The organism is Pseudomonas sp. YQ_5 (genome assembly GCF_043103305.1).
In the GTDB taxonomy this organism is placed as follows: Bacteria; Pseudomonadota; Gammaproteobacteria; order Pseudomonadales; family Pseudomonadaceae; genus Aquipseudomonas; species Aquipseudomonas putida_Y.
Genome location: NZ_JBICJS010000120.1, coordinates 36969 through 54450, shown reverse-complemented (window position 1 = coordinate 54450; position 17482 = coordinate 36969). Strand labels below are relative to the sequence as shown.

The 17482-nt window shown below is 62.9% G+C and carries 16 protein-coding genes; 5 read left to right on the top strand and 11 right to left on the bottom strand.

Annotation, left to right across the window (positions count from 1 at the left end):
* Window positions 1-4 precede the first annotated feature (4 nt).
* The 7 genes from pdeM to ACF8EA_RS25480 form a co-directional block, all read right to left on the bottom strand.
* Window positions 5-655, bottom strand: a complete 651-nt coding sequence (gene pdeM / locus ACF8EA_RS25510) for a ligase-associated DNA damage response endonuclease PdeM (RefSeq protein WP_274149004.1) — start codon at window positions 653-655, stop codon at window positions 5-7.
* Entirely contained in the window at window positions 652-3102 is a 2451-nt protein-coding gene (locus ACF8EA_RS25505) for a ligase-associated DNA damage response DEXH box helicase (RefSeq protein ID WP_392523670.1), read from the bottom strand. Before ACF8EA_RS25505 ends, pdeM begins: the two co-directional genes overlap by 4 nt.
* A 67-nt stretch (window positions 3103-3169) precedes the next feature.
* Entirely contained in the window at window positions 3170-4285 is a 1116-nt protein-coding gene (locus ACF8EA_RS25500) for a succinylglutamate desuccinylase/aspartoacylase family protein (protein WP_021781986.1), read from the bottom strand.
* Between the two features lie 113 nt (window positions 4286-4398).
* The gene (locus ACF8EA_RS25495; protein WP_392523668.1) at window positions 4399-6057 is read right to left on the bottom strand and encodes an ATP-dependent DNA ligase; all 1659 of its coding nucleotides are present in this window, start codon (window positions 6055-6057) and stop codon (window positions 4399-4401) included.
* A complete protein-coding gene (locus ACF8EA_RS25490; protein WP_392523666.1) occupies window positions 6054-7070 on the bottom strand; it encodes a ligase-associated DNA damage response exonuclease in 1017 nt (338 codons plus the stop codon). The genes ACF8EA_RS25495 and ACF8EA_RS25490 overlap by 4 nt, the downstream gene beginning before the upstream one ends.
* Window positions 7071-7195: 125 nt before the next feature.
* Window positions 7196-9637 carry a penicillin acylase family protein gene (locus tag ACF8EA_RS25485; protein WP_392523664.1) on the bottom strand — a complete coding sequence of 814 codons (2442 nt, stop codon included), beginning with the start codon at window positions 9635-9637 and terminating at the stop codon, window positions 7196-7198.
* 102 nt (window positions 9638-9739) lie between these two features.
* Window positions 9740-11080: a PLP-dependent aminotransferase family protein gene (locus tag ACF8EA_RS25480; RefSeq protein WP_021785821.1), complete on the bottom strand. Its 1341-nt coding sequence runs from the start codon at window positions 11078-11080 to the stop codon at window positions 9740-9742.
* Between the two features lie 172 nt (window positions 11081-11252).
* Here ACF8EA_RS25480 and ACF8EA_RS25475 point away from each other — a divergent pair, with 172 nt between their 5' ends.
* The 4 genes from ACF8EA_RS25475 to ACF8EA_RS25460 are packed head-to-tail and all read left to right on the top strand — an operon-like array spanning window position 11253 to window position 14858.
* Window positions 11253-11966 (top strand): serine O-acetyltransferase, encoded by a 714-nt coding sequence (locus ACF8EA_RS25475; RefSeq protein ID WP_028697985.1) that lies wholly within the window; start codon window positions 11253-11255, stop codon window positions 11964-11966.
* Window positions 11963-12751 carry an alanyl-tRNA editing protein gene (locus tag ACF8EA_RS25470; RefSeq protein WP_367250710.1) on the top strand — a complete coding sequence of 263 codons (789 nt, stop codon included), beginning with the start codon at window positions 11963-11965 and terminating at the stop codon, window positions 12749-12751. Before ACF8EA_RS25475 ends, ACF8EA_RS25470 begins: the two co-directional genes overlap by 4 nt.
* Window positions 12748-13959 (top strand): MFS transporter, encoded by a 1212-nt coding sequence (locus ACF8EA_RS25465; protein WP_084850146.1) that lies wholly within the window; start codon window positions 12748-12750, stop codon window positions 13957-13959. The genes ACF8EA_RS25470 and ACF8EA_RS25465 overlap by 4 nt, the downstream gene beginning before the upstream one ends.
* On the top strand, window positions 13956-14858 hold the full coding sequence (locus ACF8EA_RS25460; RefSeq protein WP_084850147.1) for a pyridoxal-phosphate dependent enzyme: 903 nt from the start codon (window positions 13956-13958) through the stop codon (window positions 14856-14858). The genes ACF8EA_RS25465 and ACF8EA_RS25460 overlap by 4 nt, the downstream gene beginning before the upstream one ends.
* 111 nt (window positions 14859-14969) lie before the next feature.
* On the opposite strand, the gene ACF8EA_RS25455 is transcribed toward ACF8EA_RS25460, so the two are convergent.
* Genes ACF8EA_RS25455 through ACF8EA_RS25440 form a run of 4 tightly spaced genes read right to left on the bottom strand, consistent with a single transcriptional unit; the run spans window position 14970 to window position 16624 of the window.
* The gene (locus tag ACF8EA_RS25455) at window positions 14970-15167 is read right to left on the bottom strand and encodes an SEC-C metal-binding domain-containing protein (RefSeq protein WP_003254900.1); all 198 of its coding nucleotides are present in this window, start codon (window positions 15165-15167) and stop codon (window positions 14970-14972) included.
* Between the two features lie 7 nt (window positions 15168-15174).
* Window positions 15175-15648 (bottom strand): LEA type 2 family protein, encoded by a 474-nt coding sequence (locus ACF8EA_RS25450; RefSeq protein WP_021785826.1) that lies wholly within the window; start codon window positions 15646-15648, stop codon window positions 15175-15177.
* Between the two features lie 2 nt (window positions 15649-15650).
* Window positions 15651-16127, bottom strand: coding sequence for a YchJ family protein (locus ACF8EA_RS25445; RefSeq protein WP_021785827.1), 477 nt, complete (start codon window positions 16125-16127; stop codon window positions 15651-15653).
* A gap of 2 nt (window positions 16128-16129) precedes the next feature.
* On the bottom strand, window positions 16130-16624 hold the full coding sequence (locus ACF8EA_RS25440) for a DUF6231 family protein (protein WP_021785828.1): 495 nt from the start codon (window positions 16622-16624) through the stop codon (window positions 16130-16132).
* A 159-nt stretch (window positions 16625-16783) separates the two neighbouring features.
* Between ACF8EA_RS25440 and ACF8EA_RS25435 the strand changes: the two genes are divergently transcribed.
* The gene (locus ACF8EA_RS25435; protein WP_003254894.1) at window positions 16784-17476 is read left to right on the top strand and encodes an OmpA family protein; all 693 of its coding nucleotides are present in this window, start codon (window positions 16784-16786) and stop codon (window positions 17474-17476) included.
* Window positions 17477-17482: the final 6 nt, after the last annotated feature.

Genomic DNA, 17482 nt, shown 5'->3' with positions numbered 1-17482 from the left:
GTCGCTACAGCGTCCAGACGCGGTCAGCGCCAGCCAGGTACACGCGGCTGGCGCTGGCGGGCGTTATTTCCCACCCTCCGGTGAACTCACCGAATGCAGGTAGCAGGCTGACCTGCTCATCGATCAGGAAGCAAGGCAGGCGCAGGCGCTGACGGGCCTTGCCTCGCAGGACGAAGACTGGGTGTACGTGGCCCGCCAGTACCGGGTGTGTGTGGTGGAGCTGCGGCTCGTGCTGCAGGGCAAAGGGCTCCAGAACCCAAGGCTCGTCCACGACCTGAATATCGAGCGAGGCGGGTGGATCGCCGGCGTTGCGGTCATGATTGCCGCGTATGAGCACTATTTTCAGTTCTTTGTGCCGCTTGCGCCAATCATCCACTTTGGCCAGCGTTGCCGGTGCACGGGCCGTGCGGGCATGCAGAAAGTCGCCCAGGATGATCAGTTGCTCACAGTCATGCGCGGCCAGCAAGCTATCGAGCCGGGCGAGTGTCGCCTCAGTCGTTCCGCGTGGCACCGGTTGATGCAGGGCACGGTAGCTGGCGGCCTTTCCGATGTGCACGTCGGCCACCAGCAGGGCCCGGCGGGCGGGCCAGTAGATGGCTTTGTCGGCGAGCAGCCAGAGCACCTGACCACAGTGTTCGATGGGTTGGTAATTCATTCCGCGTCCGCCGCTTGCTCCAGGTCCGCCACCATCCGCGCAATCCGGTCTGCCAGTTTCTCGGTGCTCAACGTCTCGCGCATGCCTTCCACCAGCAAGGCAAACGCCAGTGGCCCTGGCCGCTTCAACGCCCGCAGGTCCAGTTGCAACGCGCTCATTTTTAGCAATTGCCGACGTAGCCGCTCGATTTCCAGCTCTTCGCTCAATACCTCATCCCGCGCCTGGCCAAGCAGCAAATTCCCTGCGTCGTGTTTGCGAAACACCTCATAGAACAGGCCGCTGGAGGCCTGGATCTGCCGCGTACTCTTCTGCGCGGCGGGATAGCCGCCAAACACCAGGCCGGCAATCTGGGCAATTTCCCGAAAGCGCCGCAGTGCCATTTCCCCGGCATTCAGGCTGGCCAGCACATCTTCCAGCAGATGCCCGGTGCCTAGCGCTTGCGGCAGGTGCGTAGCCCAGTCCACCTTGGCAGGGCTGAGGAGTTCGAATCCGTAGTCATTGACGGCAATCGACACCGACAGCGGTTGTGCGCGGCTGACCCGCCAGGCAATCAGATTGGCCAAGCCCAGGTTGGCCATGCGCCCGGCAAAGGGGTACAGGAACAGATGCCAGCCCTGACGGGACTTGAAGGTCTCGGCCAGCAGTGTGCCTGTGGTGGGCAAGGCTGACCACTGTGCCTGAAGCCCAAGCAGTGGGCGTACTGCGCGCATTTCCGGCCCGTCAAAGCGTTCATGGGCTGCAGCATCGAGCTGCTCGACCAGCGCCTCGGCCAGCTCGCTCGAGAGCGGCATGCGCCCGCCGTTCCAGCGCGCCACAGCGGCCTTGCGCGCGGTGCTGCGACGCACATAGGCCGTCATGTTTTCCACACGCACCAACTCCAGTACCCGCCCGGCAAACACCAGCGTATCGCCGGGGCGCAGGCGAGCGATGAACGCTTCTTCAACACTGCCCAGCGTTTTCCCCCCGCCGCCCTTGCTCCAGTATTTCAATTGCAGGTTGGCATCGCTGACGATGGTGCCGATGCCCATACGGTGGCGCCGCGCCAAGCGTTCGCTGGTAACCCGATAAACACCGTCGGCCTGACGCTCGACGCGCTGGTAGTCCGGGTAAGCGGTCAGTGAGCTGCCGCCGTGGCAGACGAAATCCAGCGCCCATTGCCATTGGTTGTCGCGCAACTCGCGAAAGGCCCAGGTGCTGCGCACTTCGGCGAGCAGTTGCTCCGGGCGAAAGCCACTGCCCAAGGCCATGCTGACCAGATGCTGTACCAGCACGTCCATGCACAGGCGCGGTGAAAAACGAGCTTCGATGTGGCCGGCTGTCAGTGCCTGCCGGGCCGCCGCCGCTTCCACCAGTTCCAGGCTATGGGTGGGCACCAGGGTGACCCTGGAGCGCCGCCCAGGCGCGTGTCCTGAACGACCCGCCCGCTGCATCAGGCGGGCGATGCCCTTGGCCGAGCCGATCTGCAGCACCCGTTCCACTGGCAGAAAGTCCACGCCCAGGTCCAGGCTGGACGTGCAGATTACCGCCTTCAGGCTGCCTTGCTTGAGGCTGCGCTCGACCCAGTCGCGGGTATCGCGGGCCAGCGAGGCGTGGTGCAGGGCGATCAGCCCGGCCCAGTCCGGGCGGGCCTCAAGCAGGGCCTGATACCAGACTTCGGCCTGGGCACGGGTGTTGGTGAACACCAGGCTACTGGCACTGGCGTCGATCTCGTGACAGACCTGGTCGAGCATCTTCAGGCCCATGTGCCCAGCCCAAGGGAAGCGCTCGATCACTGTTGGCAGCAGGGTGTCGACTTGCAGCGCCTTGTCTTGCCGGCCTTGCACCAGCAGGCCGCCCTGCGGCAGCAAGACATCCAGTGCGTGTTGCAGGTTGCCGAGCGTTGCCGACAAGCCCCAGGTCGGTAGGCCCGGGTGCCAATGCCGCAGGCGCGCCAAGGCCAGTTGCAGTTGTACCCCGCGCTTGTTGCCAAGCAGCTCGTGCCATTCATCCACCACCACCAGCTGCAGCGTGGCGAAATCCTCACGTGCCTGTGGCCGGGTCAGCAGCAGGGTCAGGCTTTCGGGGGTGGTGATCAGCACACTGGGTAGCCGCCGGGCCTGTCGGGCGCGTTCGGCACTGTTGGTATCGCCGCTGCGCACCCCCACGCTCCACGGCAGCTCGAGCTCATCGAGCGGCGCTTGCAACGCACGTGCGGTGTCGGCGGCCAAGGCACGCATGGGCGTCACCCACACCACCTGTAAGGGCGCTGGCTGGCGGCCTTGCGGCCCAGCCTTGAACGCACGTAGCGCAGCGAGCCATACCGCGTAGGTCTTGCCTGCACCGGTACTGGCATGCAGCAAACCGGACTCGCCCCGTTCGACGGCAGCCCATACGCGCCGTTGGAAAGCGAAGGGCTTCCAGCCGCGCTTGGCAAACCAGGCATTGGCGAGGTCGGTAGCAGCAGGCATGAGGCAGATGGCCCTCCGAAGGCTGTGCTTCTACAGACCACCTGCCGGCTGCAATGGTTTTACCGGATCAATTGGCCAACAGGTAGCCGCTGCGGCATACCTGTTCGCCGGCCACATGGGCGATGACCATGCCAGCCGTGGCCATGCGCCGTACGCTACGCGCATACAGCAGGCCTGGCTGGCTGTTGCGCAGGGCGGTAACTCGGTCACTGAGCGGGTCGATGACTTCGGCGATCAATTGACCGGCCTCCAGGTGCTGGCCGGGTTTGGCGTGATAAACCAGCAATCCACCCAGTGGCGTTGCCACGGGTTCCACTGCGGCCAACGGCGTGGCGTGGCGTAACAGTGCGGGCAGGGCGGCACTGGTGCCTTCGATGACGCCGGCGTGGGTCAGGAAGTCGAGGATCGCCTGGCAGTCCTGGCTGGCAAGGTCATGGCTGACATCCGCCTGACCACGCAGCTCGACGGTTACCGAGCAGCAGCCCAGCGGAATCGGAAAGCGTTTGCCGAAACGCTGCTGCAATTGCCACCAGACCAGGCTGAAGCATTCATCGAACGACTGCCCGCCCGAGTCGGTTGCCAGCAGGCTGGCCTGGGCACCCAGGTAACGGGCCAAGGGTTCGATCTGGGGCCAGGCATCGGGTGTGGTGTACAGGTGCTCGACCGCTTCGAAATCGCAGTGCAGGTCCAGCACCATATCGGCATCGCAGGCCAAGCGCTGCAGTATCAGGCGCTGGGCCTGCAGAGGGGTGCGGGCCGGGTGTGCGTCCAGGCCTCGGCGCAGGTATTCGCGGATCAGTGCAAGGTTGTGCTGTGGGTCCTGGGTGAGGTGTTCTTCAATCTCGTCGCCGATGCTGTCCGACAGGTCGACGAAGTTGCGATTGAAATTCTCGCCGCTTTGCAGTTCAAAACGCCCCAATGGTGCGTCCAGCAGCACTTGCTCCAGGCCCACCGGGTTGGCCACCGGGACCAGAATGATCTCGCGCTGCAGTCGGCCTTGCTGTTCCAGCTCGACCAGACGGCGCTTGAGGTGCCAGGCTACCAGCATGCCCGGCAGCTCGTCGGCGTGCAGTGAGGCCTGTATATAGACTTTGCCACCACTGCGGGGGCCGAAGTGGAAACTGTGCAGTTGGCGGGTGATGCCCGGTACGGGGGAGAGCAGGTCATGGGTTGAATGGTGCATGTTGGTCCTGGCTGCGTGGCGAAAACGGTCTGCGACACGGGTCGGCTCAAAAATAGAAGCATAGTTTCAGCGAATGCGCCTCATCCTGCAGCAGTCGGACATCGCAAACTTTTTCAGGCCAGTAGCGCCTGCAAGGTGGCCAGGTCATCTGCCTCCTCCACCGGCTTGTCCAGCCGCCAGCGCAGCATGCGCGGAAAGCGCACGGCGATACCGCTTTTGTGGCGCCGGGACAGGGCGATGCCTTCGAAACCCAGCTCGAACACCAGCGTTGGCGTCACGCTGCGTACCGGGCCGAACGTTTCCACCGTGGTCTTGCGGATGATGGCGTCGACCTTGCGCATTTCTACGTCACTGAGCCCCGAATAGGCCTTGGCAAAGGGCACCAGCGCACGACCAGGTGTACCTGCCGGTGCATCCCATACGGCAAAGGTGTAGTCGCTGTACAGGCTGGCCCGGCGGCCGTGGCCGCGTTGGGCATAAATCAGCACCGCATCGACGCTGAACGGGTCGATCTTCCACTTCCACCAAATGCCCATGTCCTTGGTGCGCCCCACACCGTAAAGGGCCTCGCGCTGCTTCAGCATCAAGCCCTCCACCCCCAGGCTGCGCGATTGCTCGCGCTGGCGGGCAAGGTCGGTCCAGTCCGGGCCTTGCAGCAAAGGCGACAACAGCACGGGGGCAAGTGGGTGTTCATCCACCAGGCGTTCCAGCTGGCTTCGGCGTTCGTGCTGCGGGCGGCTGCGCCAGTCATCGCCCTGCCACTCCAACAGGTCGTAGGCCTGCAACACCACCGGCGCATCGTTCAGCAGCTTTTTGCCCAGCGTTTTGCGACCGATGCGCTGTTGCAGCAAGGCGAAAGGCTGCACGGCCAGTTCCGCCTCGGTTTCACCGGGTTTCCAGACCAGAATCTCGCCATCGAGCACCACGCCATCGGGCAACGTCTGTGCCAGACCATGCAGTTCGGGGAAACGCTCGGTAACCAGTTCTTCGCCGCGCGACCACACCCACAGCTGGCCATCGCGCTTCACCACCTGCGCCCGAATGCCGTCCCACTTCCACTCGATTTGCCAATCGCTTGGTGGACCGAGCAGGGTATCGAATTGATCGCTGGACACTTGCAGCGGATGGGCCAGGAAGAAGGGGTAGGGCTGGCCGCCGCGCTGGCTGTGTTCATCGGCGGACTCTGGAGCGATCAGCCTCTGGTAGCTGGCTGCAGTAGGGCGATGGCCTGTATCGGTGTAGCCGACCAGGCGCTGGGCCACGCGTTTGGCATCTAGCCCGGCCAGTTGCGCCAAGGCGCGAGTGACCAGCAGCTTTGACACGCCCACGCGAAAGCTGCCAGTGATCAGCTTCAGGCACAGCATCAGGCTGGCGCGGTCCAACCGCGCCCAGAGCGGTGGCAGGCGCAGCCTGACTTGCTCAGGCGGCAGGCCGCGCAGGGGCAGCAAGTGCTGTTCCACCCAGGTGGCCAGGCCTTCCTCGCTGCCATCGGCGTGCAGCGGCAGCAGCAGCGAAATGGTCTCGGCCAGGTCGCCCACGGCCTGATAGCTTTCTTCGAAAAGCCAGTCCGGCAGGCCAGCCAGCGTCGTTGCCAGTTCACGTAGAAGGCGGGTGGGCACCAGCTGGCGTGGGCGCCCGCCGGCCAGGAAATACACCGCCCAGGCAGCATCGTCGGCGGGCGCCATGTCGAAATAGTCCCGCAGTGCCTCGAGCTTGGCATTGCTGGAGGTGGTCGCGTCCAGGCGCAGGAACAGCGTAGCGAAGGCTTTCATGGTGAGGGGGCGGTGTTGGGCACATCGTCTTCGTCGCCATACTCGGTGACGAAGGCGCGGGCATCCAGGCCTTGTTCGGTGAGGTAGCGCACCAGTACCTCGACCGAGCCGTGGGTGACCATCACCCGTTGGGCACCGGTCTGGCCAATGGCCCAGAGCAGGCCAGGCCAGTCGGCGTGGTCGGACAGCACAAAGCCCCGGTCCACGCCGCGCCGCCGGCGGGCGCCGCGTAGCAGCATCCAGCCGCTGGCGAAGGCATCACTGTAATCGCCAAAACGGCGCATCCAGCTGCTGCCGCTGGCGGATGGGGGCGCCAGGACCAGTGCCTGGCGCAGCAGTGGATCGTTGCGCGGAATATCGCCTGCGTAGCGGGTTTCCGGCAGGCGGATGCCGGCATCCCGGTACACCCGGTTGAGCGGCTCCATGGCGCCATGTACGAGGATCGGGCCAATGCTGGCATCCAGCCCATGCAGAATCCGCTGGGCCTTCCCGAAGGCATAGCAGAACAGCACGCTGGCCTTGCCCTGTTCATTATTGGCCCGCCACCAGGCATTGATGCCGGCGAAGATCTCGCTTTGGCTTGGCCAGCGGTAGATCGGCAGGCCGAAGGTCGATTCGGTGATGAAGGTGTGGCACGCCACCGGTTCGAAGGGGGCACAGGTGCCATCGGGTTCTACCTTGTAGTCACCGGATGCAACCCAGACTTCACCTTGGTACTCCATGCGCACCTGCGCCGAACCCAGCACATGCCCGGCCGGGTGCAGGCTCAACGTCACACCGTGGTGCAGCAGGCGCTCACCGTAGGGCAGGGTCTGCAAATTGATGTCCTGGCCCAGGCGGCTGCGCAGAATGCCGGCACCGGGGCTGGCGGTCAGGTAATGGCCATTGCCGGTGCGCGCGTGGTCGCCGTGGCCGTGGGTAATGACAGCCCGGTCCACGGGCCGCCAGGGGTCGATGTAGAAATCTCCGGGTGGGCAGTACAGGCCTTCGGGGCGGGCGATGACAAGGTCCATGGCACGGGCACTAGTTCTGGGCTTACCCGTTAGGATTTGTGGTGCAAGGCGTTAGTTCGGATGGATGTGGAGGGGGCTGCTGAAAAAGTTCTCCAGGCCCCCTCGGGCTTCCCTCAAGCGCGCCCTTATCGCCCCGGTACCAATGTGAGCCGCTGGTTGCCATACGCCCTGCCGAAGTTCTGCTGTTGCAGTGGCAGGCTCATGAAGCGCCCTTTGAACCAGGCATCCAGCCCGTCGCGGTAATGCGCGCTGGCCGGGTTGCCGGACTGGCCGCTGCTGGTCAGTATCTGCAAGGGCTCGGCCTGGCCGAAGTCGACGATCATCCGTGCCGAGGCTGGCAGGCGAGTGTCGAAGTCGCTACCCCAGGCGAATGGTGTAAGAGCCAGGGTAGTGAAGTCGCCGCCTGCGGCAAGCGGCGCACGGCTGATCGCATCGCCCAGGCCATGGTAGGCCGGCGCCGGCCAGCGGTACTGGTGCAGCTTGCCCCACTGCCAGGTGCGTCGGTCGGCACCCAGTTGCGCGATACCGGCCTCCATTGCACCTGCCAGGCTGCGGGCGAGGATGGTGGGTTTGTCTTCTTTTTGCGGCGTGGTGCGGTCATCCCAGAAAGGGCTGTCATCGCGGCCCAGCAGATGATCGGCCTGCGCCGAGAACGACAAACGTGCATTGCTGACGAACGCCTGCCACGCCGGGCCGGCCTCCGGGCCCAGGTCATCGAGGAAGGTCTGGCGAGCGACCTCCTGCAAGAACAACTCGTACAGCGCGGCATCTGCCGACACCGGGCTCAGGCGGCCATCGAAGGCCTTGAGCCGGGCCAGTGTGTCGCGGGCCTTGTCGCGCTGCCCGGCTGGGAGGGCGTCGATCGCCTGCCTCAGAGGCTGGGCCATGCCGGGGGCGTCGAACATCTGCTTGAGCTTGTTGGCCAGCAAGGTCACCTGGTCATTCTGCAGGGCAATCAGGCTGCGACTGTCGTGGCGACCGTTGCCGGCCAGCTGTGCCAGGCGTTCGGCACGTTCGGGGTAGTACCAGGTGCTGGACAGCTGCATGCCATAGCCGCGCGGCAGGCTGCGCTGGTTGGCATGGCCGATCCAGCCCGCGGGTGGGTCCTGGTCGTATGGGTGCAGCATCGGGTCGGCATAGCCGTCCCAGTCGTAACGCCCGTCCCAGCCCGGCGAGGGCAGCAAGCCCTGGCCTTCGCGGCGATTGGGGTAGCGGCCACTGACTTGCCAGCCGATGTGCTCAGGCTCGGCGAAAACGAAGTTGACGGCAGCGGCGGTCACTTCCCGGGTGCTGTCGAAGGCCCGCTCCAGGTTCTTGGACCGCGTCAGGTCGAACAGCGCATCCAGGCTGCGATCACCTTTGAACTGTGGCAGGTTCAGCGCCAGGCCCAGGCTGGCGTTTTCTGGCTGGGCCAGCAGGGTGCCGTGGCGGGTGTCGTACATCACTTCGCGCACGGGGCGCTGGCCACGGACAAAGAAGGTTTCGTTACGGGTACGGGCCGGCAGCCATTTACCGTCGGCCAGGTAGCTCAACTGATTGCCCTGGTGGCGCAACTGCTCGAGGAACACGTCCTGATTGTCGGCCATCACCGCGCTGCTGCTCCAGGCCAGCTTGCCATTGTAGCCGGCCAGCACGATCGGCAGGCCGGGCAAGGACAGGCCGGCAACCTGGTACTTGCTGGTATTGATCTGTACCGGGCTCAAGGCCCAGCCGGCGCGGCTGTCGCTGGCCAGCAGGCTTTTGCCGCTGCGGCTGCGCTGCGGGCCCAGGGCCAGGTTGGCCGACCCCGGGCTACCGAGCAGGTCGAGGTCGGCGAGCTTCTGGCTGGCAGCCACCAGGGCCGGCAGCCCCGGCAACTGGCTGGCAAGGTTCAGCCCCTTGAGCTTGTCCACTTCCATTTCGGCCAACGGCTCGTCCGGGGCTCCGGGCAGCAACCAGGCGAGCTTGTCGCTACCCACTTTCTGCGCCAGGGTCAGGGCGCTGAGTTCCTCGTGCAGGTTAACCGACTGGCTGAACGCGTACAGGCAGAAGACCAGCGCCGAGTCTTCAGGCTTCCAGTATTCGGGGCGATAGCCACTACTGGCCAGGCCTGCTGGCAGCTTGTCGCGGTAGCGGAACAGGTAGGCGTTGATCCCGCGCGCATACACTTCGAAGAAGCGCTTGAGCCTTGGCGATGCGTCGGCGTATTGCTGGGCGGCACTCTGCTTGAGGTTGGCGGCGCGCATGAGGCGGTCGATATCCAGCGCCTCGCTGCCGGCCAGTTCGGCCAGGCGGCCCTGGGCGAGCAGGCGCATGGCGACCATCTGTTCGATGCGGTCGCCAGCGTGCACATAGCCCAGGCTGAACAGCGCATCATGGAAGCTGCTGCTTTCGATAAGCGGCGCGCCCATGGCATTGCGCCGTACCGAAACATTCTGCGCCAGGCCCTTGAGCGGCTGCACGCCGCTGGTTGGTGGCACGCTATCCTGGTAGCCGCCCGTCTGGCAGCCGGCCAGCCCGAGCATGCCGAGCAGGGTGGCAGCGGTTGCAAACCGCAGGCGGAAGTGAGGAAAGGCGGGGGCGGCCATGACAAGGGCTCCTGCAAGGCGAGGCTGGTTTGGAAAGGCGCTAAGGTAGTAAGCGCGCAGGCGCCATGCAAGGTCCCAGGTCGGTTTATTTGATTGCGCGCCTCAAACGTCGAAGTGCTCAGCCAGGGCGTCGGAAAAATGCGTGCAATTGATGCGCGTGTAGCGTCGGTAGTCACGGCTCACCGCGAATGCAGAACCGGGCATCAGCAGGATCTTGTGCTGCTCCAGTTTGCGCATGAAAGGTTGCAGGTCGGGCAGGTCCGGGTGATAGACCCAGAGGAACATCCCCCCTTGCGGTGCAATATCGAACTGCCAGCCGCGCTCGAGTAGCAAGCGTTGGGTTTGCACTTGCTGGCGGATCAGACGCTGCTGCACGTCCTTCATGTGCCGGGCATAGGTGCCATCTGACAATATGGTGTTGACGAAGCGTTCGCAAAACGCGGGGACGGCAACGCAGGTCAGCAGTTTAAGGCGTGTGAGCGGCTCGATCAGGTCTTGCGAGCAGGCAATGAACCCCACGCGCAGCGATGCCGACAGGCACTTGGAGAAGCTGCCGATGTAGATAACCCGGTCAAGGTTGTCCAGCTCGGCAAAGGTCTGGCGCACGGCGGGGCTGAAGTCCCCATACACATCATCCTCGACCACGAAGAACTCGTGCTCCACCGCCAGGCGCAGGACGCTGAAGGCGTTGTGCGGGCTGATGTTGCTGCCGGTCGGGTTGTGGAAGGTGCTGTTGCAGAAAAACGCCTTGACCTTGTGCCTGGCCAGGTGGCTTCTCATTTCTTCCACGTCCGGCCCGTCCTGAGTCCGCCGAATGCCGACGACGTGCCCGCCCGCCAGCTGGATCAGCTTGATCAGGTTGCCGTTGCCCGGCTCGTCGACGAAAACGTGGTCGCCTGGCTTGATCAGCAATCGTGCCACCAGGTCCAGGCCTTGAGTGGCACCCAGTGTGGTCAGCAACTGGTTGGGGCGGGCTTCGACACGGGTCAGCCGTTTCATGTGCACGCAAAGCTGTTTGCGCATGGGCAGGTAGCCCTGGATGTCGCCGTATTCTGCCAGCGAGCTCTGCTCCAGCCGCGCCGTGCGCCGAATTGCCTTGGCCAGCAGTTCGGTGTCGCGCCACGCCGGGGGCAGCCATCCGCTGCCTAGCTTGGTGAAGTGCTGGCCGCCCTGCAACAGCCGGAACAGCGGATCGCCGGCCATGCATTCGGGTTCGTGGATCACGCCGGTGTGACGCGTCCGGTTTGCGACGAAGTAGCCACGGCCGGGTGATGCCGTCAACACGCCTTCGCTGACCAGCTGGGCATAGGCCGACACGACGTCGTGGTAGCTGAAGTCGACTGCAGCGGTCAGCTTGCGGATGGAGGGCATGCGTTGCCCGGGCAACCACTCGCCTGCATCCAGGCGTTGTTTCAACAGGTGATGAAGGCTGCAGGGGATCATGGCAGGTCCGAAACCGTTAGAAAAAAAAGCCTAACAGTTAACGGAAATGCTTGTCGACTGTTCGTTTGCAAATGGCCAGTACATGCCAATATCCCTGTGTCGAAACTTTCGGCTGCCAACAAAGGCGGCACTTATAGCGTCTGTGCAGACCAGACAACTGGATATCAAGCCCATGCACCCTATGGACATGCAATCAGCCGTCATTGCCAGGCTTCCTGTCCCTGACGAACTGGAGTCATTCAAAGTTGTAAAGAATCTTGTGACCTCGGCGTTATTGGAGTGTTGTTCAATCGTCGAGTTCGAAGCACTGAAAGAAACATCGGTTATTGAAAGTGTGACTGAACAGGCACATGCCGATTTGCAGGCATTTGCCATGAAAGATCCGGCTGCCGGCCGCGACCTGGTATTTATTGCAAAAACCTACACTTCTTATTCTGCGGTTCTGCATTATCGGCTTGCCCATTGGATCTACAACAATAGCGCCGCTACCTACGGCGCCGGCGGCCAATGCCTGGCCGCCATGATCTCCCGGCGCGGAAAAATGCTGTCGGGGGCGGAGATCCATTTCCGCAGCCGCATCGGTGCGCGCTTCATCATCGATCACGGCATGGGCACCGTCATTGGTGAAACATCGACCATTGGTGACGATTGCTACGTGCTTGGCGGTGTAACCCTGGGCGCCCGCGGTATCAGTGACAACCCCTCGAGCCCCAGGCATCCGACGTTGGGTAACCGGGTACAGATCGGCGCTTTCGCCAGTGTGCTGGGCGCTATTCATGTGGGTGACGGCGCGTTTATCGGGCCGGGATGCATTGTTACCAAAGACGTCCCGGCCGCTGCCCGGGTACAGGTTAAAACATCATTGCAGGTGGTATTGGAAGCATGAACTCTCTTAACTATGAAGTTTTAAGAAATACCGAAAAACTGTATTACAAAGATCAGTACCTGGCGGGCGCGAATACTCAAGTAGTGCGGGTGCACAGTGACGGTATCGAGTTGCTGAGCACGGTGGCCTACCCGGAAGGTGGCGGCCAGGAAGCGGACTTCGGCACGATTGAATTACCGGTGGGTACCGTGCGATTCGTCTGGGTTAAAAAACTCTACGGTAGTCCTATTCGCCTGGAGGGTTTCAAAGGCGGAAAACTGGGCGGCATCATTATTCACAGTGTGCACCCTGATGATTTGCACTTGCTGGATGAAGTCACCGCAGGCATGCCGGCCCGCGTCACTATCGATATTGAACGTCGCGAACGGCTGACGTTGTCTCACAGTGCCAGCCACTTCCTGTATGCCGCCGCCATCGGGCTGCGTGAAGAGCTGAAGCAATGGACTATCGGCTGCCATATCAAAGAGGACACGGCACGCTTCGACTTCCTGGTCGAGGACGCGTTCACGGCTGAAGACGTACTTGAAATAGAACGGCGGGCGAATGAACTGATCGGCTGCGACGCGCCCATCGAGCACTACGCGGTTCAAGGCCTGGAAGACGCACGTTTGTGGACCTACAACGGGATCGAAATCCCCTGCGGTGGCACCCACCTCGATTCACCGCGGCGCATAGGGCGCCTTGGCGTCAAGCGCAAACGGCTGGGTAAAGGCAAGGAACGGCTGATCTGCGTGTTCCCCGAGGCGGAAATCGACCTGTCCACTTATCACGAGCACGCATTATGAACAGCACATTACCGCGGCGCACGTACCTGTATTTCACCGCACAGTCGATCAACCTGACGACTGCCGTGATGTCGGTGACGATGGCCGCCATTGTTGGGGCCTCGCTGGCGCCTGACGCCGCATGGTCCACGGTGCCGTACGGGTTCCAGTTTCTGTGCCTGATGTTGGCAACCTATCCGGTCTCCAGGCTGATGAGCCGCATCGGCCGAAAAAAGGCTTTCATGCTGGGCGCGATTCCCTTGGCGCTGTCTGGCGTCAGCGGCTTTCTGGCGGTGGAGCACGAGCATTTTCCTGCGCTGGTCCTCAGTCACTCTGCATTGGGTGTGTACATCGCGTTCGCCAACTTCAACCGGTTCGCGGCGACCGACAATCTTTCCCAGGCCTTGAAGCCCAAGGCGCTTTCGCTGGTCGTGGCTGGCGGGGTCATCGCGGCTGTGGTCGGGCCGACGCTTACCGAGTGGCTGCGTGATGTTGGCGGCTTCCCACTGTTTTCGCTGTGTTACGCCGCGTTTGTCGGCCTGGCGCTGCTGTCGTTGTTGATTGCCCTGTGCCTGCCCAATGATGCGGGCACGGCCAGCGCGGTCAACAGCACAGCAAAACCGGCAAGCACCCGTGCCGAGCCGGCAGGCCCGAGCGTGGTTGTGGCAATGGCTGTGGCTGCGCTGGGCTACGGGATCATGAACCTGCTGATGATCCAGGCCTCGATGCACATGAAACACATGCACGAAGACTTCACTGACGTCCGTCTGGCGATCCAGTGGCATGTGATCGCCATGTTTGCCCCGTCGTTCTTCACCGGCGCCATCATCCAGCGGCTGGGTATCAAGACCACCATTTGCGCGGGCCTGGCCCTGTTGATCGGTTGCTCGGCGATGAATATCTGGTCGCACAGCTACGCCATGATGACCTTGGCACTGATTGCCCTCGGTCTGGGCTGGAACCTCACTTATGTAGGCGGAGGTGCGTTGCTGGCCCAGTCACTGCAGAACAGCCCGGCTGCGATGCAGATGCAGGGCAAGAACGACCTGGCCATTGCCGTTTTTGCCACCATCGGCGCATTCAGCCCTTCGCTGTTGCTGAGCTCGGTCGGCTGGGACGGTACCAATGCCATCTGCATGGTCCTCTGCATGGGGCTGCTGGTTGCCACTGCCGGGCTGCTGCAGAACAAGGCCGGCCTGCATACTTCAATGGAAGGTAGCCGCAAATGAGCGAGCTCATCAGTGTCAGCGATCGCATCTACACCAAACTGGAAATGAACAACCCGGGCGGTAGCCACAAGTACCGGGCGGCGCGGCAGATCGTCGAACATGCCGTGCGCAGGGGCGACATCATTCCAGGGGTGACGACCGTCATCGAAAAGACCGGTGGCAGTTTCGGCTTTGGCTTGCTGGCGGCTTGCCATAAGTACCAGGTCGCCGTAGAGCTAGCGGTCGGGCTGAGTTTCAGCCAGACCAAGCGGGATCTGCTGGAGTGTTTCGGTGCCCGGTTGATTGGCAAGGAAATGCTGATGGCCGGTGCCACCCCCAAGGACGTGGTGATGCATCACCTGGATAATCAGGCCGCACTGGGCAAGTCATACTTCTACACCGACCAGTTCAACAACCCGGTAGGCATCGAGGCCCATCGCTATCAGACCGCCAGCGAGCTGGCCATGCAACTGACCAACGCCGGGGCGGGGCGGCAGATCCTGTTCGTGGGCTGTGCGGGTACTGGCGCCAGTTTCACGGGTATCACCCTGGGGCTGAAGGACCATGGCTTCGAGGTGTCGACGGTACTGGTCGATCCCAATGGCTGTGATTCGAGGGCTGGCGTGTTCGCCGATCATCGTTTTGAAGGTATGGCCGTGGGCGTTTGTCCGCCGTTCATGGACTGGTCGCTGGTGGACGAGCGGGCCCAGGTGCACCATGCAGAAATGCTGGCCGCACAGCGCTGGTTCTACATGCAGAGTGGCATTTTCGTCGGTAATACAGCCGCTGCCTGTCTGGCGGTTGCCCAGCGCATGGCCCAGCACCCGCGGTATGTCGAGACCACCCTGGTGACCATCGCCTATGATGCCGGCCTCTGGTACCAGGACCTGCTGGGGGCTAACCGGCGCAAAGCCGCATAACCCACCTGTGTCAGGCTCATGATCCAGAGGCTGGCACGGTACCCGTGGGAGCGGGCGCGCCCGCTCCCACAGTGATCGTGCAATCTCTCAGATTTTTATCGAGTCAGTCGATCAGGCGCCGTGGCACTTCTTGTACTTTTTCTCGCTACCACACGGGCACGGGTCGTTACGGCCAACGTCCTTCAGGGCGTTGCGTACCGGCTCCTGGTGGCCGTGGTTGCAGTGCGGGCCGTGTACATGGCCGTGGTCGTGGTGGTGATCATGGTCATGGTTGCAGTCAGGGCCATGAACGTGGGGTTGTTGGGACATTGCAGGGTTACTCCGGTATGTGATCGCCGGGGATTATCTCACCACTGCGTGATATGTGCAGGTCCCGATGGATGAGCAACCCGGTCGCCAGTTCGCCCTGCAGTGTGTAATGCAGCGGCTGCTTGCTTCTCAGCAGTTTGGCCAGTGGTTTCAGGTGCTGCCACAGGTTGGTGCGTGCGGTTATCTTGAAAGTGCGCCGTGCATGCCCGCCCACGCTGCGCCATACGCTGGCTTCATCCTGCACCAGGAGTAGGTCATTGAGGCGTATTGCATACGACACGTTGCGTATGAACAGGCGGCTGTCATTGGGGTTGTCGACCCGCACGTGCAACACGAACTCCTGTTCCAGCAACCTGGCCTTGACCGTTTCGACCTCGACCAGGTGCACTTCGGGCTCGCGCCAGTCTTCGCCCCAACTGGCACAGCCCGTCAGCCATGTCAGCAGCGCACCGAGCAGTAGCAGACGGGTGCGCTTGATCATGTTCAGTTCCCTACGTAGCTGGCGCAGCATTTCTTGAATTTGTGCCCGCTGGCGCAAGGGCAGGGGTCGTTGCGCCCGGCCTTCAGCCCGACCGTCGGGTCGATGAAGTACCAGCGCCCGGCATGCTGGACGAAGGCCGAGCGTTCACGGTGCTGATGATCGCCGTCCTGGTCGTGCCAGCGCGCGGTGAAGGTGACGAAGCCGTGTTCCGGCTGGCCGCCCAGCACTTCTGCGCTTTCCACCTCCAGGCCCAGCCAGGTGCTCTGTGCACTCCAGTCGGCCATGGCAGCACGGTCCAGGTCGGCTTGCTGAACCGGCAGGGTGGTGGCTACCAGGTAGTCGACCAGGCCCAGCACGTATGCACTGTAGCGTGAGCGCATCAGGGCCTGGGCATCCGGTGCCGGGGTACCGGCATGGTAATGCCCGCAGCAGGCGTCAAGCAGGTTGCCACTGCCACAAGGGCAGACCGAGACACTCATCATCACCACCAGTACTTGCCAAAGTTTTCAGGGTTGGCCCAGAACCTGGCGTTGAGCCAGTCCGGGACCTGCTTATAGTCATGTAGATCATAGGTGAACAGGCTCAAAACCTGTTGGTCACGGCAGAATTTCTCGCTGGCCGACAAGGCCAGGGCGAAAAAGTCGGTGTCCTGCCAGCCGCAGGCGGCCAGGTCGGCCAGCACTGCAACGCGGCTGGCATTGAGGTTGCGAATGCCGCCGAGCAGCTCCAGGCCGGTGCGCTTGGGCAAGTGTTCCAGGCAGTCCACCAGTACCGCCAGGTCAAAGCGCTGGGCAGCCAGTTCGGCCGGCAGCGGGCCAGGGGCGGCGATGTCGATGGTCACCTGGGGGTGCGCCTGGGCGAAGGCGTCCAGCGCCGGAAAGCGCGTACCTACCAGAAGCAGGCGTTGCGGAGTGAAGCGCTCGAGCAGGGCTGCCAGGGCCTGTTGAGGGGTGCGTTTGGAAAAACCTTCGGTCATTGCCATTCCTCGTTCTAGTCGTCCAAGACTAGCGGGCTGCGGCGTGCGGGCAAAGAGGCTTGTGGCCGTGTCGTAGCTTATTGCTGGCAGGGTTGGGATGAGCGGTCTTTACTCCCAGAGATCGGTCTTATGCCGATTCCCCCTAGGAGAAGCAATGAAATGAGCATAGTACGCACAGCGATACCCCTGGTACTGCTCACCAGTGTGTTGACTGGTTGTGCAGGTTTGCAAAAAACCGACTGGCCGAAATGTGCCGCCGTCGGGGGTGTAGGCGGCGCCGCCCTGGGCGCCATCGAAAGTTCCAGCTGGGCTGGCTGGGGTGCGTTGCTGGGCGGTGGCCTGGCGGCGGGCTATTGCTGGGCCCACGGCGATGGCGACGAGGATGGCGACGGCGTGCCCGACAGCCGTGACAAATGCCCTGGCACCCCGCGTGGTGTGCAGGTCGATGCCAACGGATGCCCGCCTGAGCCGGTCGCGGTGGTCGAAGAAGTGGTGGTGCAGAAGGAAGAAGTCATTGTCATCCGTGATGTGCACTTCGAGTTCGATTCTGCGCGCCTGACTGCCAGTGACAAAGAGCGCCTCAATACCATTGCCACGCGCCTGAAGCAGGAAGCGCCATCTGCCCGCCTTAGCGTCAGCGGCCATACCGACAGCGTCGGTTCCGACAGTTACAACCAGAAACTGTCCGAGCGACGCGCCCATTCGGTGACCGATTATCTGGTCGAAAGCGGTGTACCGCGCAGCAGCTTCGTTTCGGTGGTCGGCGCGGGTGAAACCCAGCCGGTGGCAGACAACGCCACGGCCGAAGGGCGTGCCATGAACCGTCGTACCGAGATCAAGATCCAGCGGTAAGGCGGC

Bases quoted from the DNA above. Each gene is read 5' to 3' on its own strand.
- pdeM (WP_274149004.1), bottom strand. From the start codon at position 655: ATGAATTACCAACCCATCGAACACTGTGGTCAGGTGCTCTGGCTGCTC.
- ACF8EA_RS25505 (WP_392523670.1), bottom strand. From the start codon at position 3,102: ATGCCTGCTGCTACCGACCTCGCCAATGCCTGGTTTGCCAAGCGCGGC.
- ACF8EA_RS25500 (WP_021781986.1), bottom strand. From the start codon at position 4,285: ATGCACCATTCAACCCATGACCTGCTCTCCCCCGTACCGGGCATCACC.
- ACF8EA_RS25495 (WP_392523668.1), bottom strand. From the start codon at position 6,057: ATGAAAGCCTTCGCTACGCTGTTCCTGCGCCTGGACGCGACCACCTCC.
- ACF8EA_RS25490 (WP_392523666.1), bottom strand. From the start codon at position 7,070: ATGGACCTTGTCATCGCCCGCCCCGAAGGCCTGTACTGCCCACCCGGA.
- ACF8EA_RS25485 (WP_392523664.1), bottom strand. From the start codon at position 9,637: ATGGCCGCCCCCGCCTTTCCTCACTTCCGCCTGCGGTTTGCAACCGCT.
- ACF8EA_RS25480 (WP_021785821.1), bottom strand. From the start codon at position 11,080: ATGATCCCCTGCAGCCTTCATCACCTGTTGAAACAACGCCTGGATGCA.
- ACF8EA_RS25475 (WP_028697985.1), top strand. From the start codon at position 11,253: ATGCACCCTATGGACATGCAATCAGCCGTCATTGCCAGGCTTCCTGTC.
- ACF8EA_RS25470 (WP_367250710.1), top strand. From the start codon at position 11,963: ATGAACTCTCTTAACTATGAAGTTTTAAGAAATACCGAAAAACTGTAT.
- ACF8EA_RS25465 (WP_084850146.1), top strand. From the start codon at position 12,748: ATGAACAGCACATTACCGCGGCGCACGTACCTGTATTTCACCGCACAG.
- ACF8EA_RS25460 (WP_084850147.1), top strand. From the start codon at position 13,956: ATGAGCGAGCTCATCAGTGTCAGCGATCGCATCTACACCAAACTGGAA.
- ACF8EA_RS25455 (WP_003254900.1), bottom strand. From the start codon at position 15,167: ATGTCCCAACAACCCCACGTTCATGGCCCTGACTGCAACCATGACCAT.
- ACF8EA_RS25450 (WP_021785826.1), bottom strand. From the start codon at position 15,648: ATGATCAAGCGCACCCGTCTGCTACTGCTCGGTGCGCTGCTGACATGG.
- ACF8EA_RS25445 (WP_021785827.1), bottom strand. From the start codon at position 16,127: ATGAGTGTCTCGGTCTGCCCTTGTGGCAGTGGCAACCTGCTTGACGCC.
- ACF8EA_RS25440 (WP_021785828.1), bottom strand. From the start codon at position 16,624: ATGACCGAAGGTTTTTCCAAACGCACCCCTCAACAGGCCCTGGCAGCC.
- ACF8EA_RS25435 (WP_003254894.1), top strand. From the start codon at position 16,784: ATGAGCATAGTACGCACAGCGATACCCCTGGTACTGCTCACCAGTGTG.